The organism is Bacillus sp. DE0042 (assembly GCF_007680225.1).
Classification (GTDB): domain Bacteria; phylum Bacillota; class Bacilli; order Bacillales; family Bacillaceae_G; genus Bacillus_A; species Bacillus_A wiedmannii.
Genome location: NZ_VEJP01000017.1, coordinates 1 through 17,576 on the forward strand (window position 1 = coordinate 1; position 17,576 = coordinate 17,576).

Annotated in this window: 20 protein-coding genes; 10 read left to right on the top strand and 10 right to left on the bottom strand. The window is 37.0% G+C overall.

Annotation, left to right across the window (positions count from 1 at the left end):
* Nucleotides 1–100 precede the first annotated feature (100 nt).
* A complete protein-coding gene (locus FS802_RS30190) occupies nt 101–1,477 on the bottom strand; it encodes a glycine--tRNA ligase (RefSeq protein ID WP_144525683.1) in 1,377 nt (458 codons plus the stop codon).
* Nucleotides 1,478–1,821: 344 nt separating this feature from the next.
* The gene (locus tag FS802_RS30195; RefSeq protein WP_000553333.1) at nt 1,822–2,535 is read right to left on the bottom strand and encodes a DNA alkylation repair protein; all 714 of its coding nucleotides are present in this window, start codon (nt 2,533–2,535) and stop codon (nt 1,822–1,824) included.
* A 118-nt stretch (nt 2,536–2,653) separates the two neighbouring features.
* Here FS802_RS30195 and FS802_RS30200 point away from each other — a divergent pair, with 118 nt between their 5' ends.
* The gene (locus FS802_RS30200) at nt 2,654–3,121 is read left to right on the top strand and encodes a hypothetical protein (RefSeq protein ID WP_000390066.1); all 468 of its coding nucleotides are present in this window, start codon (nt 2,654–2,656) and stop codon (nt 3,119–3,121) included.
* A 110-nt stretch (nt 3,122–3,231) separates the two neighbouring features.
* Here the strand turns inward: FS802_RS30200 and FS802_RS30205 are convergent, their stop codons facing one another.
* Nucleotides 3,232–4,557: an ArsB/NhaD family transporter gene (locus tag FS802_RS30205; protein ID WP_000545212.1), complete on the bottom strand. Its 1,326-nt coding sequence runs from the start codon at nt 4,555–4,557 to the stop codon at nt 3,232–3,234.
* 289 nt (nt 4,558–4,846) lie between these two features.
* On the opposite strand from FS802_RS30205, the gene kapD reads away from it, so the two are divergent.
* Nucleotides 4,847–5,470, top strand: a complete 624-nt coding sequence (gene kapD, locus FS802_RS30210) for a 3'-5' exonuclease KapD (protein WP_000344365.1) — start codon at nt 4,847–4,849, stop codon at nt 5,468–5,470.
* Between the two features lie 41 nt (nt 5,471–5,511).
* Here kapD and kapB read toward each other — a convergent pair whose 3' ends face one another.
* Nucleotides 5,512–5,895, bottom strand: coding sequence for a kinase-associated lipoprotein KapB (kapB, locus tag FS802_RS30215; protein ID WP_001209345.1), 384 nt, complete (start codon nt 5,893–5,895; stop codon nt 5,512–5,514).
* A gap of 165 nt (nt 5,896–6,060) precedes the next feature.
* On the opposite strand from kapB, the gene FS802_RS31290 reads away from it, so the two are divergent.
* A complete protein-coding gene (locus FS802_RS31290; RefSeq protein ID WP_000982763.1) occupies nt 6,061–6,237 on the top strand; it encodes a hypothetical protein in 177 nt (58 codons plus the stop codon).
* A 68-nt stretch (nt 6,238–6,305) separates the two neighbouring features.
* Nucleotides 6,306–6,845: a superoxide dismutase [Cu-Zn] gene (gene sodC / locus FS802_RS30220; RefSeq protein WP_064476316.1), complete on the top strand. Its 540-nt coding sequence runs from the start codon at nt 6,306–6,308 to the stop codon at nt 6,843–6,845.
* A 95-nt stretch (nt 6,846–6,940) separates the two neighbouring features.
* On the opposite strand, the gene FS802_RS30225 is transcribed toward sodC, so the two are convergent.
* Nucleotides 6,941–8,095 carry a MalY/PatB family protein gene (locus FS802_RS30225; RefSeq protein ID WP_001175862.1) on the bottom strand — a complete coding sequence of 385 codons (1,155 nt, stop codon included), beginning with the start codon at nt 8,093–8,095 and terminating at the stop codon, nt 6,941–6,943.
* Nucleotides 8,096–8,212: 117 nt separating this feature from the next.
* Here FS802_RS30225 and FS802_RS30230 point away from each other — a divergent pair, with 117 nt between their 5' ends.
* On the top strand, nt 8,213–8,464 hold the full coding sequence (locus tag FS802_RS30230) for a YugE family protein (protein ID WP_000537644.1): 252 nt from the start codon (nt 8,213–8,215) through the stop codon (nt 8,462–8,464).
* A gap of 29 nt (nt 8,465–8,493) precedes the next feature.
* Here FS802_RS30230 and FS802_RS30235 read toward each other — a convergent pair whose 3' ends face one another.
* Nucleotides 8,494–9,333, bottom strand: a complete 840-nt coding sequence (locus tag FS802_RS30235; protein ID WP_048561626.1) for an alpha/beta fold hydrolase — start codon at nt 9,331–9,333, stop codon at nt 8,494–8,496.
* A gap of 109 nt (nt 9,334–9,442) precedes the next feature.
* Nucleotides 9,443–10,435 carry a 2-hydroxyacid dehydrogenase gene (locus FS802_RS30240; RefSeq protein ID WP_144525685.1) on the bottom strand — a complete coding sequence of 331 codons (993 nt, stop codon included), beginning with the start codon at nt 10,433–10,435 and terminating at the stop codon, nt 9,443–9,445.
* A 265-nt stretch (nt 10,436–10,700) separates the two neighbouring features.
* Here FS802_RS30240 and FS802_RS30245 point away from each other — a divergent pair, with 265 nt between their 5' ends.
* From FS802_RS30245 to yugI, 3 genes are all read left to right on the top strand, one after another.
* Nucleotides 10,701–11,198: an Lrp/AsnC family transcriptional regulator gene (locus FS802_RS30245; RefSeq protein WP_000255701.1), complete on the top strand. Its 498-nt coding sequence runs from the start codon at nt 10,701–10,703 to the stop codon at nt 11,196–11,198.
* Nucleotides 11,195–12,385, top strand: a complete 1,191-nt coding sequence (locus FS802_RS30250; RefSeq protein WP_144525687.1) for an aminotransferase — start codon at nt 11,195–11,197, stop codon at nt 12,383–12,385. Before FS802_RS30245 ends, FS802_RS30250 begins: the two co-directional genes overlap by 4 nt.
* Before the next feature lie 252 nt (nt 12,386–12,637).
* On the top strand, nt 12,638–12,982 hold the full coding sequence (gene yugI, locus FS802_RS30255) for a S1 domain-containing post-transcriptional regulator GSP13 (protein WP_048561623.1): 345 nt from the start codon (nt 12,638–12,640) through the stop codon (nt 12,980–12,982).
* Between the two features lie 112 nt (nt 12,983–13,094).
* Here the strand turns inward: yugI and FS802_RS30260 are convergent, their stop codons facing one another.
* The gene (locus FS802_RS30260) at nt 13,095–13,328 is read right to left on the bottom strand and encodes a DUF378 domain-containing protein (RefSeq protein WP_000105788.1); all 234 of its coding nucleotides are present in this window, start codon (nt 13,326–13,328) and stop codon (nt 13,095–13,097) included.
* Nucleotides 13,329–13,602: 274 nt separating this feature from the next.
* Here FS802_RS30260 and FS802_RS30270 point away from each other — a divergent pair, with 274 nt between their 5' ends.
* Both FS802_RS30270 and FS802_RS30275 read left to right on the top strand, forming a co-directional pair.
* A complete protein-coding gene (locus FS802_RS30270) occupies nt 13,603–14,955 on the top strand; it encodes a glucose-6-phosphate isomerase (protein WP_088080754.1) in 1,353 nt (450 codons plus the stop codon).
* A 107-nt stretch (nt 14,956–15,062) separates the two neighbouring features.
* Entirely contained in the window at nt 15,063–15,476 is a 414-nt protein-coding gene (locus FS802_RS30275; protein ID WP_000612345.1) for a YugN-like family protein, read from the top strand.
* On the opposite strand, the gene FS802_RS30280 is transcribed toward FS802_RS30275, so the two are convergent.
* The gene (locus FS802_RS30280) at nt 15,463–16,458 is read right to left on the bottom strand and encodes a potassium channel family protein (RefSeq protein WP_098708241.1); all 996 of its coding nucleotides are present in this window, start codon (nt 16,456–16,458) and stop codon (nt 15,463–15,465) included. The two genes, FS802_RS30275 and FS802_RS30280, sit on opposite strands and share 14 nt — an antisense overlap.
* Nucleotides 16,459–16,552: 94 nt before the next feature.
* Nucleotides 16,553–17,233, bottom strand: coding sequence for an MgtC/SapB family protein (locus FS802_RS30285; RefSeq protein WP_000384161.1), 681 nt, complete (start codon nt 17,231–17,233; stop codon nt 16,553–16,555).
* Between the last annotated feature and the right edge of the window lie 343 nt (nt 17,234–17,576).

Genomic DNA, 17,576 nt, shown 5'->3' on the forward strand with positions numbered 1-17,576 from the left:
CCCATAAAAAAATCCCCTCCATAGTAAACAGGTTAGTGTTCTTTCTTTTTCCTGTCTACTATAAGGGGATCATATCAAATAGAGCGCCTCTTTTTTATAATTAGAACTGGATTTTCTTCTCTAAGAAACCTTTTAGCTCGCTAATTGGCATACGAACTTGTTCCATTGTGTCACGGTCACGTACTGTAACAGCTTTGTCTTCAACTGAGTCGAAGTCGTAAGTGATACAGAATGGTGTACCGATTTCGTCTTGACGACGGTAACGTTTACCGATAGAACCAGTTTCGTCAAAGTCTACCATGAAGTCTTTAGCTAGTTCTGCGAATACTTCAGTAGCACCTTCAGATAGCTTTTTAGATAATGGTAAGATAGCTGCTTTGTATGGTGCTAAAGCAGGGTGGAAACGAAGAACTGTACGAGAATCGTTTTCTAATTGCTCTTCTTCATATGCATCACATAAGAATGCTAATGTTACGCGGTCAGCACCTAAAGATGGCTCGATGCAGTACGGTACGTAACGCTCATTCGTTTGTGGATCGATATAGTTAAAGTCTTCATTAGAGTGTTCCATGTGACGTTTTAAATCGAAGTCTGTACGAGATGCTACGCCCCATAGTTCGCCCCAACCGAATGGGAATCGGAATTCAATATCAGTTGTTGCGTTACTGTAGTGAGATAATTCCTCTTCACCGTGGTCACGAAGACGCATGCTTTCTTCAGTCATACCAAGTGAAAGTAACCAGTTCTTACAAGTTTCACGCCAGAATGCGAACCACTCTAAATCTTCACCAGGCTTACAGAAGAATTCAAGTTCCATTTGTTCGAATTCACGTGTACGGAATGTGAAGTTACCAGGTGTGATTTCGTTACGGAAGCTCTTACCGATTTGGCCGATACCAAATGGAAGTTTTTTACGCATAGAGCGTTGCACGTTTTTGAAGTTTACGAAAATACCTTGTGCTGTTTCAGGACGAAGGAAGATTTCGTTCGTGCTAGACTCTGTAACACCTTGGAATGTTTTGAACATTAAGTTGAACTGACGGATTTCAGTGAACTCTTCACTACCACAATCAGGACATTTTACTTCATGTTCTTTCATTAAGTCAGCCATTTGGTCGAAAGTAAGACCATCAACAACCATTTCAATGCCTTTTGCATCTAATGCATCTTCAATTAATTTGTCAGCACGGTGACGCGCTTTACATTTTTTACAGTCGACCATTGGATCGTTGAAGTTACCAACGTGACCAGAAGCGATCCAAGTTTTTGGGTTCATTAAAATAGCTGCGTCTAAACCAACGTTGTATGGAGATTCTTGAATGAATTTTTTCCACCAAGCTTTTTTAACGTTATTTTTTAATTCGATTCCAAGTGGACCGTAATCCCAAGTGTTTGCAAGACCACCGTAAATTTCAGAACCAGGGAAAACAAAACCGCGATGTTTTGCTAAGTTTACAACTTGTTCCATTGAATACATAATAAAATCCTCCTTTTGAAAGTTAACGTATTGGCGATGACGTGCTCAGATACTAGTGAAACGAGCGGTATATGCTTTGAAAACATAAAAAAACGCTCATCCCAAGGCTTAATTGCCTAGGGACGAGCGTTTGCCCGCGGTTCCACCCTAGTTGATACACAACAGGTGCATCCACTTTATCACGTATTGCTCGGGACTGCCGTTTCCTTGCGGCTTCAGGCTTTCACTATCCCTGAATCGCTTTTGTGCAAGTACTTATAAGTCCGTCATCGCTACTTATATTAATAATAATGAACATATTCTAACACGTTCTTTTTTAAATCTCAATAGAGGAACGCGTCTATCTATGATAGAGTCTCGCCTATTTTTTCGTTATTTATTCCGTAATTTTGTTTAATGTGCTTAATTGCTTCACGTTTACTAAGCGAGGCAAGCTCGTTATTTTGCACGTATTCCCAAACGACATCGGGCTTTGTTTTTGCATATTCGCGAAGGACCCAGCCAATCGCTTTTTGAATGAAAAATTCTTTTGAAGAATGTAGTTGTCCAATAATCCAGAAAAGAAGTTCTTCATCCATTTTTTGTTTATATTTTAGCTGGAATAAAATAGCGGCGCGTTGTAACCATATGTTATCTGATGCAATCCATTTTGGAATATAGGCGGAAATTAATTCTGGGTGTTTTAAAAAGATATTCCCTAAAAATGTAGGAACGATGCTATCGACAGAATCCCACCAAGATTTTGTTACAATGAGTTCTTCTAAAAACGGGATATGCGTTTCGTTTATATGTTTTTTATATTTTTGCATAATATCGAGTGCAGCCGCTTGAAATTCACGTTCTGGTAAATCCCAAAGCTCACATACGATAACTTGGAAATCTTTTTGATCTGGGAGAGTATGTATTTGGATGACGTCTTTCAATAATTGTCTTCTTTCAGGTGTTTGAATTCCGAGAAATGGGAAGTGATTTTTCATATAACGTGCCATCGGTTCCGCTTTTTCAAGGTTTTTATGAGCTATGAAATGCTCTTGTAATGCTTGTACAAATGGATGCATAAGTGTGTTCTCCTTTCTTATTACCTTTCTCATACCATTATACAGAGAGTTTGGATAAATTTTAAAACATAACTTGTAAAGTAATGAAATATGTTGAAAGTAGAGAGGAGAGGATAAGATGGAAGATCAAGGCGTACTAGCAGGTTTCTTTGCTCTTAGTTTTGCGTTTATTCTTGTTGTATTGATTTGGGCAATTATTGCGTATTTGTTAACGGCTTTTGCACTGTATACGATGGCGAAAAATGATGGTGCAACGGATGGTGCTCTTGCGTTTATTCCTTTTTTAAATAGTAAGATATGGGGGGATTTAGCGAAAGATAAATTACCAGATTTCTTGAAAGAAGAAGCAGGATGGAAAGTATTCGGCATATATGTCGCATGTTTCATTTTTAACTTCGTACCAATTCTATATTTATTGGCAACAGCTGTATCGATTGTGCTATCTATTTATCTTATCTACGCAATTTTAGATAGATACGGAACGAATTCTATATTGTTTACGATTATTCATACAATCACATTTTCGGTTTTCTTACCGATTCACTTGTTCATTATTCGGAATGAGCCGGTAAGGTATAACGAGTAGATATATGCGGGGAGCTGTTTCGAAGATATTTTGGAACAGCTCTTTGTTGGTTAATCGATATTTCGTTGACCAAGAAAAAAGGGCTGCCACATAGGACAGCCCTTTTTTTACTACATAAGGTAGCGTAAATAAATATAAATATGAGAAATGATTAATGAAACGATCATAATTGGGAAGCCGACTTTAAGGAATTCCATGTAGCTAAATTTATGACCCTCACGGCTTGCGATACCTGCAACAATTACGTTAGCAGAAGCTCCGATTAATGTTCCGTTTCCACCTAGACAAGCACCTAATGCTAATGCCCACCATAATACGTCGATTTGTGCGTCAGAAGGTGATAAACCTAGCCCAACTGCCATATCGTTAATAAGTGGGATCATTGTTGCAACGAATGGAATGTTATCAATTGTTGCAGAGGCGATACCAGATACCCATAAAATCAGGATAGATGCGTAAGAAACATCTCCGCCTGTTATTCCAATTACTTTTTGAGCTAACATTTTGATAAGGCCGATATCAATAAGTCCTCCAACAAGTACGAATAGTCCTGCGAAGAAGAAGATTGTTACCCACTCTACACTTGCGAATACCTCTTCAATTTCATGTTCTTTTACACCGATTAGCATAAGTACAGTAGCACCAGTTAAAGCGATGATAGCTGCATCAACATGGAAGATCGAATGAGTCATGAAACCTACGATTGTAAGTCCAAGTACTGTTAAAGATTTTTTCATTAATACTGGATCTTTAATGTATTGTTTTTCATCTAAACTCATTAATTTTTTAATTTGTACAGGATCAGCAATTAATTGTTTACGGTACATGAAGTAAAGTATTGTCGCTGTAACAGCAATAATAATGATTACGATAGGTGCTAAGTTGAATAAGAAAGCATTGAAATCTAAATGCTTATTTGCAGAACCAATCATAATATTTGGCGGATCACCAATTAATGTTGCTGTTCCTCCAATGTTTGAAAAAATAATTTCAGAAAGTAAATAAGGAACAGGATTTACTTGCAGTATGCGCGTAATAGATAAAGTAACTGGAACAACAAGAAGTACAGTTGTAACGTTATCTAAAAATGCGGAACCAAGCGCAGTAAGTAAGGAAAGTGAAATTAAAATTTTAATTGGATTTCCTTGCGCCCCTTTTGCTGCTTTAATGGCAACGTATTGGAAGACACCCGATTTACTCGTAATGTTCACCAGAATCATCATACCGATGAGTAGCGTAATCGTCCCCCATTCAATATGTTTCGTAAAGGCGTTGTGTAAATCAACGACCCCCATAATTACCATGAGTGCTGCACCAAGAAGTGCGATGACAGCGCGATTAATTTTTTCTGAAATAATAATGGCATATGTAATTAAAAAGACTGCGATAGCAAAATAATACTGCCAGTTTGCGAGCTCTTGCGTTGTTTCGTGCAAAACTCTCATCTCCTTTCATTCACTTTTCTTAGTGTGTCAAAAATGTTCCCAAAGAAACACACATAAAGTCATTATAAAGTAGAAAAATGGAGGATGTAAATGAGAGGGGGTATTTTGTCATATTTTCTGCATCGGTCATTTTTTCTTATTTTTTAAAATATTTGTGGGCATTTGACATATATATAAGATACATCCAATCTGAATATTTAAAATGGAATTAGCATTCGAGCTTGTTCGTGTAGGAGTGTCAAATAGAAAGGAATGACAAAAATGATAAGGAAGGGATCGTATGGATGAACAACGATTTTTATTTTTGGATTTTGAGTTTACGATGCCCCAGCACAGAAAAAAACCAAAAGGATTTTTCCCGGAAATTATTGAGGTAGGACTCGTTTCGGTTGTTGGCTGTAAGGTAGAAGACACGTATTCAGCTCATGTTAGGCCGAAAACTTTTCCTTCTTTAACGGATCGATGTAAGAAATTTTTAGGAATTAAACAAGAAGTCGTAGATAAAGGAATTTCGTTTCCAGAACTCGTTGAAAAACTTGCAGAATATGAAAGGAGATGTAAACCAACCATTGTTACGTGGGGAAATATGGATATGAAAGTGTTGAAGCATAATTGTGAAATGGCGAGAGTAGACTTTCCGTTCTTAGGACAGTGTCGTGATTTATCACTTGAGTATAAGAAGTTTTTTGGGGAGAGAAATCAAACAGGATTGTGGAAAGCAATTGAGGCATATGGAAAAGCAGGGACGGGTAAGCATCATTGTGCGCTAGATGATGCGATGACGACGTATAATATTTTTAAATTAGTAGAAAAAGATAAAGAGTATTTAGTGAAACCAGCACCTCCAACATTGGGAGAACTCGTTGATTTTTCAAAAGTGTTAAAGAAAGTGAGTACACAGTAACGACCAAATTGCACAGTATGTAATTTGGTCGTTTTGTTTTTTTAAAGTTTGTAGTCTTTTTTTAACTGCTCTAATGTTTCTAGACTACGAACCGCAAAAGGTGAATCATCTTCAGAAAATGAATTCATTTGAGTTTCTAATGCTAATTTGAGTGACTCTGTATACTCTGGAATTTCTCCTTCATATTTCTTCACCATTTGCTCTGGAATGTTCGTCTGTTCACGGAAAGCTAAAGCACGTCTTTCATGGAAAAATGGTACGTCAGCTTGTTTTACGTTATGTAAGTCACCTTGCACCGGATGTTTTAAAACAGCTAACACTTTTACGACGTAACTGCCAGGACGGCTATTTGTAACTTCGCCGATGTATTTGCCAGTTTTATAAATACCAGTAACGATTTCACCAATTTCAAATGTTTCTCTCATATTTTTCACCTCAAGTTTATAGTAAGGAAAGTATGCGAAGGAGTCAAAGAAATCATTCGCTTTCGGAATGCCCCCTTGAGAATATGGATAGGTTCCACTATAATTTTATATTATATAACAGAAAATTCTGATGTTTTTTAAATCCTATAATAAGGAGTGTTCCGTATGATGCCTTTATATTTTCCGGAAGATAAAACAGAATATATTATTCCAGGGATTGTTTGCGTTCTATTTATCATTGGTGCCGTTGCTACGTGGCGTATGTTCATTCGTGTATCAAAACGCGAAGCGGAGCGATTACAGAAAGTTGAAGAAAAACTTTTAGCGGAAAAGAAACAGTAACTCATTTTTGTATGTTTCCCTCTATGCTCGGACAATCTAAGGGCAGAATATATTTTGGAGGGAATAGAATGAAAAAACGGCTTTTTTTCAGTTGTTGTTTATTATTTCTGATGGCAGGTTGTGACCAAGGAAAGCCGAAAGAAATTGACGTGAAATTACATAATGCTTCAGGCGATGAAGTGGGGACTGCGAAAGTAAAGCAACAAACAAGCGGAGTGAAAATTACGATTAAAGGGGAAGGTTTTGCACCAGGCCCGCACGGCATACATGTACACGAAATTGGTGAGTGTAAAGCACCACGTTTTGAATCATCTGGCAATCATTTTAATCCTGATAATAAAAAACATGGACTTCTTAATCCGAAGGGTGCAGAAAACGGTGATTTACCGAACGTAATTGCAGACGGTTCTGGAAAGATCAAGGCAGAAATCGATGCGCCGCACATAACGCTTGAAGAAGGAAAAACAACGATTCATAGAAAAGATGGAGCGTCTATTATTATTACAGAAAACGCTGATGATGGTATGACACAACCAACAGGTAAATCAGGTGATCGAATTGCTTGTGGTGTCATTGTAAAAAAAGCATCGGATATGAAGAAAAAGTAAAAGCTACCGTGCATGGTAGCTTTTTTTGTGAAACGTAATTGAAAAGATATTGATAAAGGAGGTTGTCCCAAAACGATTGGAGGTCGCCTCCTTTCTTATTCTGAAAACGTATGGCGCAACCTATTTAAGATTTCTTCTAAAACAGATCTTGGACAGCCGATGTTAATTCGAATATGTTCTTCTCCGCCTAATCCGTATTTCTCACCAGGTTCAACGATGATTTTCCCTTTTTCTTCAAGCGATGTGGTGCGTTCGTTTTGAGAAAGCTGTAGGCGAGAGCAATCAATCCATAATAAAAAGCTACCTTCTGGTTTTGTTACAGAAAGAGCGGGTATGTGATTTTTAATATATTCACAAGCGAATTGAGCGTTATCTTCTATATATAATCGAATTTCATTTAGCCAATCATTACATTCTGTATAGGCACTTTGCATCGCTGTATAGGCAAATGTATTTAATCCGTGGAAACCTTGTCTATATTGGATAGATGTAAAGGTTTGACGGAGTTTTTCGTTTGGAATGATAATAATCGATGCTTGTAATCCGGCGATATTAAATGTTTTACTCGGAGCCATACAAGTAATCGTGCGTGCTGCTAATTCTTCAGATAAAGAAGCAAATGGTGTATGAGTACGATCTCCGTAAATAATATCGGCATGAATTTCATCTGCGACAACGATTACATTATATGTTGTACACAATGCGCCAAGTTGTGTGAGTTCATCTTTTGACCAAACACGCCCGATTGGATTGTGAGGACTACAAAGAAGCATGAGTTTGACGCCTTGTTGAAATTGCTTTTCTAAATGCTCGAAGTCTATCGCATATGTATCATTTTGTTTCTGTAATGGACTCACGCATAATTGTCTATTGTTTGTTGTGACCATTTCGAAAAATGGGGGATAAATAGGTGGTTGTACGAGAACGGATTCATTTTCCTTTGTGAAGGCCTGTATGCTCGTACTAAGAGCTGGAACGATCCCTGCGCTAAAGACAATCCAATCTTTTTGAATATCCCAGTTGTACTGTTTTTTTGTCCAGTTACAAATAGTATCTCCAATATTTTCGGGAGGAAGTGTATAGCCGAAAATAGGATGCTCGATACGTTTCTTTAAAGCAGTTTGAATTGGTTGTGGTACTTCAAAATCCATATCAGCTATCCAAGCGTGGATAAGTTCTTCGTTTTTATACGTATCCCATTTTGTACTATGAGTTCCACGTCGATTGACTGTTTTATGAAATAGTTGCATAAGTTTGCCCCCTTCTTCTGTAAAACCGTTAAGTTATGAAAGTTCTCTCTCTTCTTATAGAATAGCTGATGTGATAGGATAAAGAAAAGCATTAAAAAGTGAAAAGGCGGGAAGCGAATGGGTACATATGAAAAGATGATAGAGGTTGTGAAGAATTGGGATCCGTTTCAAATGGGACCGGAGTTTTATGAAACAGAAGCGAGCGATGTTGTGAACGTCGTAAGTGTGTTCGACGATTCAAAATACATCGCAAAAAAGATTCAACATATATACTTTATGTCTTTTGAGGAAGTACCTGCGCTTGAAAAATGTGAGAAGTTAGCTGTGGAATTACTTGTAATAAAAGAAGGCGGAAGTTGTTCATTGTAGGCTGTCGGAATTTCCGACAGCCTTTTGCATTATTGCGCGGAAAACGCAATGATTTCTTCATAAACATGTTCAGGCTTTTCTTCAGGTAGTAAATGTCCTGTGTTTTCGTAAGAAATAAATTTCGAATTTGGTAAATCTTTGTGTAGCCGATGACCTACATCTACAGGGACGACACGATCTTTTTCACCCCAAATGAGTAGTGTAGGTGTTTCTATTTTTTGTAATTCAGTTGAAGATAAATCACCTTCACGGTCTCTTATCATACGAGTTAAAGCAGGGAATATACGGTTGTCATAAAAAGGAGCGGAGTAACCTTCCTTCATTTCATCGTCAATTAATGAGTGATCATGAACGACATTCATTAAGTTATGAACAATCCCGCGCCGTATAATCCAGTTCTTTACGTATAAATGAAAGAACGGTAAATAAGAAGAGTACAGTAAAGGTAAGGTTGCGCGTGCTAAATAGCTAGAGCTGCATAGTAAAATTGTCTTTGAGATTAATTCAGGGCGTATACGGTTTACATAGAGAGAAATTTGTCCACCCATAGAATGCCCAACTAACACAATATTTGAGAGAGATAAATGTTCAATTAAATCGATAATAACCGTTGCTAAATTGTGATAAGAATACTTAAACAGATGAGACTTATCACTTTTTCCGAACGGTGGCAAATCAAGAGCTAGTACTGTTCCTGCTTTCGATAATAAAGGAATGAGGCGGCGGTAACTGAATGAGGAAGATAAAAAGCCGTGAACGAGTACGAAAGTAGGACGTTCCGTTTTGTTGTCATGTTCATACAATTCGTAATGAATAGTAGTGCCGCGAGTGGAAAAAGTGAAATAAGGACAAGTATATTCGTGATTCATTTTTTGTCACTCCATTGATTTTTGTTCATATCATTTCCAAGGAAGAAAAAAATATGTTAACAAAAAAAGGCAAGATGACGATGTCATCTTGCCTTTCGCTTATTTATTATTACCTGCGAACAATATTAGACGGTGTTTTTCCTTGTAACCCTGCAACTAAATTTTCAGCGGCTGTCATAGCCATTTGCTGCCTAGTTTTTAATGTTGCAGATCCGATGTGTGGTAAAGTCACAACATTTTGTAATGATAGGAGCGGATTATCTTTTTGAATCGGCTCTTGTGTAAACGTATCAATGCCTGCTGCAAAGATTTTCTTTTCGGTTAACGCATGGATTAACGCTTCTTCATCTACTGTTTTCCCGCGAGAAGCATTAATAAAGATTGCTGTTTCTTTCATTAATGAAAATTCTTTTTCTCCGATAAGATGATACGTTTCATCTATTAATGGAGTAAGAAGGACAATAAAGTCAGACTGTTTGAGTAGCGTCTGTAAATCACAATATGTAGCATCGAATTGTTGCTCTGCTTCTTCTTTACGGCGACGGTTATAATAAAGAACATTCATATCAAATCCGAATTTCGCTCGTTTTGCAACGGCTTCTCCAATTCGCCCCATTCCGATAATACCGATTGTACTATGGTGTACATCCAGCCCGAAGTGCTCTTTTCCAATTTCGGCGTTCCATTCACCATTTTTCACGTAGGAGTCGAGTTCGCAAACGCGTCGACCAGCAGATAACATAAGAGCGAAAACAAGGTCCGCTACTGTATCATCTAATACATATGGTGTATTCGTTCCGATTACATTGCGCTTTTCCATCGCTTGTAAATCAAAATTATCGTAACCAACAGAAATGTTGCTTACTACTTTTAAGTTAGGAGCCACATCTAATAATTCTTCATTAATAGCAGATCCGAAATTTAATAATCCATCTTTATCTTGTATTTTCTCCAATAGGACATCACGAGGTACCTTCTCATTTTGCTCCCATTTTTCATAATCACAGTGTTCTAATAAATAGTTTTCTACAAATGTTGGAACTGGTTCAGCAATATAAATTTTTGGTTTCACGGTTCCATCCCCTTTCGCTTTATCACGCATTTTTCCGCTGATTAAAGTTTCACTTTACCCCGCTTTAACGAGCAGTAAGACTCCCACCTAAAAAGACGGTTGAGGCAAAGAAGTGAGGTGGGAGATCAACTGCTCGTAAAAGCCCGATTGGTTCAACTAATAATCCATGGGGTGAACCTTTCCATGAATTAAAGTTTCACTTTATTTTGACATAATTCACTAAAAAAATCTTCTTTTCAAACTGGAAAGGGTATTTGTATAATTTAGACACAAACGAAAAGGAAGGATGATTTATATGGTGACAGAAAAGGAATTAGAATTATTAGCTTGTCTTGAAAAAAGTAGTCGATTATCTGTAGATACATTAGCGAAGCTGTTAAATATAGAAGTAGAAGAAGTAAAGAAGATGGTTGAAAAATTAGAAGCGGAAAAGATTATTGTGGATTATGTAACACATATCGATTGGACGAAGGTGAAAGAACATACAGGTTTAACGGCGATGATCGATGTGAAAGTTACGCCAAAGCGCGGCGTTGGGTTTGATGCGGTTGCTGAACAAATTTATCGTTATTCAGAAGTGAAATCTGTGTATTTAATGTCAGGGACATATGATCTTTCTATTACATTAGAAGGAAAGACAATGGGAGAAGTAGCGATGTTTGTTTCTGAGAAATTAGCAACAATTGAATCTGTCGTTTCTACAACAACGCATTTCATTTTGAAAAAGTATAAACATGAGGGAATTATTTATGAAAAAAACGATGATGATAAGCGCATTGTGGTGACACCATGAAGCAATTTGAACTATCTAGAACGGCAGAATCTTTACAACCATCTGGTATTCGAAAGTTTTTCGATTTAGCAGCAAATATGAAAGGTGTTATTTCTCTTGGAGTAGGAGAGCCTGACTTTGTTACACCTTGGAATGTAAGGCAAGCATGCATCCGTTCTTTAGAACAAGGATATACGTCGTATACAGCAAATGCAGGATTATTGGAACTCCGTCAAGAAATAGCAAAGTATCTAAAAAAACAATTTGCAGTATCTTATGATCCAAACGATGAAATCATTGTTACAGTTGGAGCGAGTCAGGCGTTAGATGTAGCGATGCGCGCCATTATAAATCCTGATGATGAAGTACTCATTATTGAACCAAGTTTCGTTTCTTATGCACCGCTTGTGACATTAGCTGGAGGAGTTCCGGTTCCTGTGGCAACGACTTTAGAAAACGAGTTTAAAGTACAACCAGAACAAATTGAAGCAGCTATTACAGCGAAAACAAAGGCAATTTTGCTTTGTTCACCAAATAACCCAACAGGTGCAATGTTAAATAAATCCGAGCTTGAAGAAATAGCAGTCATTGTTGAGAAGTACAATTTAATCGTATTATCTGATGAAATTTATGCAGAGCTTGTATACGACGAAGTATATACAAGTTTCGCGAGTATTAAAAATATGCGTGAGCATACAATTTTAATTTCAGGATTTTCAAAAGGGTTTGCAATGACAGGGTGGCGCCTCGGTATGATTGCAGCTCCTGTTCAATTTTCGGAATTAATGCTCAAAATTCATCAATATTCCATGATGTGTGCACCGACAATGTCTCAGTTCGCAGCACTTGAAGCGTTACGCGCGGGGAATGATGAAGTAATTCGGATGAGAGACAGTTATAAGAAACGACGTAATTTTATGACGACATCGTTTAATGAAATGGGTTTAACGTGTCATGTGCCAGGCGGAGCATTTTATGTCTTTCCTTCTATTTCTTCAACTGGACTATCTTCGGCAGAATTTGCAGAACAGTTATTATTAGAAGAAAAGGTGGCTGTTGTACCTGGAAGTGTATTTGGCGAAAGTGGTGAAGGATTTATTCGTTGCTCGTATGCAACATCGCTTGAACAACTTATGGAAGCAATGAAGAGAATGGAACGGTTTATAGAAAATAAAAAAAGGACAAAACAGAATACGTTTTGTCCATAAAAGGGGGGGAATACTAGAAAGCCATGTGTTAGTATTCTATCCCAATATTGGAGAATTATACGTACTCTAGGAAATTTTTCGTTAATTTTGAATGAGTTCTGTCATAGTGGTATAATTTACTAATATAAGGTATGCGTATCCTGAGTAGCTTTAGTTAGGGTACGTACTAACTAATCGGATATTTAACAATAAATCATCTGCTTTGCTATCTACAATTGTAGAGAAAATGGTAAACGTATGGGAGTGTTTCATATGTCAGAACAATATACAACTGGAGTGGTTGTAACAGGGAAAGTGACTGGGATTCAAGATTACGGTGCATTTGTAGCGTTAGATGCAGAAACACAAGGGCTTGTGCATATATCTGAAATTACAAATGGATATGTAAAGGATATTCATGACTTTTTAAAAGTCGGCGATACAGTAGAAGTAAAAGTACTTTCAATTGATGAAGAACACAGAAAAATGAGTTTATCGTTAAAAGCGGCGAAAAGAAAACAAGGACGGATTCTTATACCGAATCCATCTGAGAACGGATTTAATACGCTGCGAAAAAAGCTAACAGAATGGATTGAAGAGTCCGAGTTAACAAAGTAAAAGAGGAGCGCATATGAGCGTTCCTCTTTTACTTTGTCTTATGATATATATTTGCAAATATGATTGCATGCAATCATATTCGTATGTCGGAGGTGAAATAAAGACATACTGACTAGCGAATTTCGTTCGTTTCTGGGTGAGTGCCAAGATTTTCTGATGGTTTAAAGAGTAAACCAAGATTGATAAGCCCAGAAATACCGACGATACCGTAAATAATGCGTGCGAGAGCTGAGTTTTGTCCACCGAAAATGGCAGCCACTAAGTCAAACTGGAAGAACCCGATCAGTCCCCAGTTAACAGCACCAATTACAGTAAAGACTAATGCGATACGTTGCAGAGTACTCATGAAAAAGCCCCCCTTAATTGTGAAGCATGAGCAAGCGATGAGTTAATTAACTCCTTTATAGAATGGCGTAGTTATGTTGTTTTTATACATAAAAAATATAAGAAAAAGGATGTATATACATCTATACCGAAAAATGCGAATTTTTATGCAAAAAATGAACTTTTTCTAAAAAATATATTTTGGTTGCGTTTACAATTGTTGAATCGCTTGATTTACAACTTCAGTTTCGCTAAAGTGAATACAGAAATACATATACATTATTGGAGGGAAAAAGATGAGTACACATGTAACGTTCGACTATTCTAAAGCGTTATCCTTCATCGGTGAACATGAAATCACTTATTTACGTGATGCAGTGAAAGTAACACATCATGCAATCCACGAAAAAACTGGAGCTGGGAACGATTTCCTTGGGTGGGTAGACCTTCCGCTTCAATATGACAAAGAAGAATTTGCTCGCATTCAAAAATGCGCAGAAAAAATTAAAAATGACTCTGACATTTTACTTGTTGTAGGTATCGGTGGTTCTTACCTAGGAGCACGTGCAGCAATCGAAATGTTAAATCATTCTTTCTACAACACACTTTCTAAAGAACAACGTAAAACTCCACAAGTGCTATTTGTTGGACAAAACATTAGCTCCACTTACATGAAAGATTTAATGGACGTATTAGAAGGTAAAGACTTCTCTATTAACGTTATTTCCAAATCAGGTACAACAACAGAGCCGGCACTAGCATTCCGTATTTTCCGTAAGTTATTAGAAGAAAAGTATGGAAAAGAAGAAGCTCGCAAACGTATTTATGCAACGACGGATAAAGCACGTGGTGCATTAAAAACATTAGCTGATAACGAAGGTTACGAAACATTCGTTATTCCAGATGATGTTGGAGGACGTTTCTCTGTATTAACGCCAGTTGGTTTATTACCAATCGCAGTAAGTGGCTTAAATATTGAAGAGATGATGAAAGGTGCAGCTGCTGGTCATGATGACTTCGGTGCATCAGAACTAGAAGAAAACCCAGCTTACCAATATGCAGTAGTTCGTAACGCTTTATACAATAAAGGAAAAACCATTGAAATGCTTGTTAACTATGAGCCAGCACTTCAATACTTCTCTGAATGGTGGAAACAGTTATTTGGTGAAAGTGAAGGGAAAGATCAAAAAGGTATTTTCCCATCTTCAGCAAACTTCTCAACTGACTTACATTCATTAGGTCAATACGTTCAAGAAGGTCGTCGTGACTTATTCGAAACAGTTCTGAAAGTAGGTAAATCTACACATGAACTAACAATCGAATCAGAAGAAAACGATTTAGATGGATTAAACTACCTTGCTGGTGAAACTGTAGACTTCGTAAACACGAAAGCATACGAAGGTACATTACTTGCACATAGCGATGGTGGCGTACCAAACTTAATCGTAAATATCCCTGAATTAAATGAGTACACATTCGGTTACCTTGTATACTTCTTCGAAAAAGCATGTGCGATGAGCGGCTACTTATTAGGCGTAAATCCATTTGATCAACCAGGAGTAGAAGCATACAAGAAAAACATGTTTGCATTACTTGGTAAACCAGGATTTGAAGAATTAAAAGCAGAATTAGAAGAGCGTTTAAAATAATAAAAAGCGACCGGATTCCGGTCGCTTTTTATTATTTTATCGAAAAGTCCATCAATATATTCAAACTAGAGTGGGTATGCTAAAGAAAAAGTCTAGGAGGGATGGGCTTGATACCGATTCAATCAAATTTAGAAGGACGTACATATGCGTTATATAAGTTAGAAGAGATAATGAAGCCACTTGGATATAGCATTGGTGGCAATTGGGATTACAATAAAGGATGCTTTGATTATAAAATTGATGAAGAAGATGGCTATCAATTTCTGCGAGTGCCATTTACAGCAGTAGATGGAGAGCTAGATGTACCTGGTGTAATAGTCCGTCTTGGAACGCCTTATATTCTTTCGCACGTATATCAAGACGAACTAGATGATCACGTAAATACTTTAACGGCTGGAACGAGTGGAATGGATCAATTTGCTGAGCCGAAAGATCCAGATGGAGATGTGAAAAGAAAATATATCAATATTGGGAAAGTGCTCATGCAGGAACTAGAAAAACATTTTCTTAATGGTGAATAACAATGAGTATGTCGCTTTCAATGAGAATAAAGGAATGGACTGGATTAATCATATATTGTTCGTCGCGTTTTATACCTAGTAAGAGAATGTTTTGCTTTAAAAGAGTATAGCTGCAATTTGCAAAAGTTTGTCCAGTGCAGGAAGGATAAAGCTCCATCAGTTGTAATTTGTTATCAGAGATTTCATCGTAAAGTGAGAATAGTACGCCTGAAATGGAAGGGAATAAAAGAGAAGCGGTAAATACGTAGCTCGTTAATTTATTTCCTTCTATAATTTCTGATACACCAGCTCTCGTTGCATTTTGTATTTGTTCAGAAGTAAGAAGTTCAGCGATGCAGTGAATGTTTGGGTTGAGACCTTTTGCAGTTAAAATATTTAAAATGGACTGTGTATCTGCTAAGCTTTCATTTTTTTCTTTATCAGCTGTTATTAATATAGTGTGAGCAGTTGTAATATTAGCTTTTAATAAAGTTTGATCGTGATGCGGGCAACCCTTTATAAATTCTAAATGATGAAATGGTTTTGGAAGTAAAGAAAGTGTTTCATCAATTAAAACGATATCAAGGTTCGGTTGTAAGATGTGCATTTGTTTTACAACATGTTTTGCCCGTTCGTTCCAGCCGACGATAATCATATGACCGTTAGAGGTAGCGGCTTCTTCTCCTTTAATTTTCATATATTGCTTATTAATCATATCAGTGGCGAACAGAACCATATAATAAGAACAAAAACCGGTTCCAAATAAAATAATCCCCATACCGATAAGTTTGCCTATTAGTGTATGCGGGGCAAAGTCACCATAGCCAACGGTGAAAATGGTAACGATTGACCACCAAACTCCATCAAACCATGTGGTGAAGTGCGATGGCTCTAATCTATGTATAAGGAAGCCAGAAGAAGCAGTAAGTACAACAATAAAGCAAACTAAACGAAAAATAATGGAATCACGAAATGTATCTACTAAATTTGGACGGGATTTCAAACTTTTATTCCTCCTTACTTTGCAGGACTACATTCATTGTTACCATTATAGAAAAAAGAAAAACTCTCTAATTTAAAAGAGAGTTTGTTTTACATTACATACTTTCTAATTCAGTTTGTTGGACACTTTCAAGATGCTGGAGGGCGTAGTAAACATCAGCAGTATGCCTTTTTTGATCGATAGATAATTTCAAATGTAAATAGTGAGAGCCATTCTCCAATGTTTTGAGCTTCATATTCTTAACTTTTATATCCATTTCTTTTATTTCTTCAATTACAATTGGGATATTGTCCATATTTCGCACAACAAGTTTTACTGCGATATCACGTTGACGAAATGATCTCGGTCCTACAAATTTCATTGTTAATGGTATAAGTTCGACGCTAATCATAAGGAAACACATTCCGAAAATCGCTTCGATATAGAATCCAGCCCCAACAGCAATACCAATACCAGAAGCACCCCAAATCATAGCAGCAGTCGTTAGTCCTGCAATGCTATCGTTTCCTCTTCGTAAAATAACACCGGCACCTAAAAAACCGATTCCTGATACAATTTGAGCGGCAAGTCGAAGTGGATCCATATTCATATGATCGGTATGTGGCAAATTGTAAGCCGCTTTAATAGAAACAATCGTCAGGAGGCAACTAATAATAGAAATAACTAAACAAGTTTTTAAACCAAGTGGTTTCCGTTTTAATTCGCGCTCTAAACCGATAGCGAACCCTAAAATAGCCGAGAGACCTAGTTTGATTAATAAATCGGCATAGTCCATATATATTCCTCCTTGTATGATACGGTATATGAATAAAACGTTTATTATAGAAAGAAACGCTTTTTGATAGAGTGACTTTATATAGAATATATGTAGGAATTATTTATACATGAAAGAGATATTTCGTTTAAGTATATGATATTAAAAAAGAAATGTGGGTGGTTTTGAAAAAAGTTTACAAAAGGTGTTGCATTTCATTTTTCACCATGATATATTAATAACCGTCGCTGATGCGGAAACGCAGAAAACGACAAAAAAGAAATTGAAAAACTTAGTTGACATCGAAAAACGAAGATGTTAACATAAGGAAGTCGCAAATGAGCGACTAAGTAGTTCTTTGAAA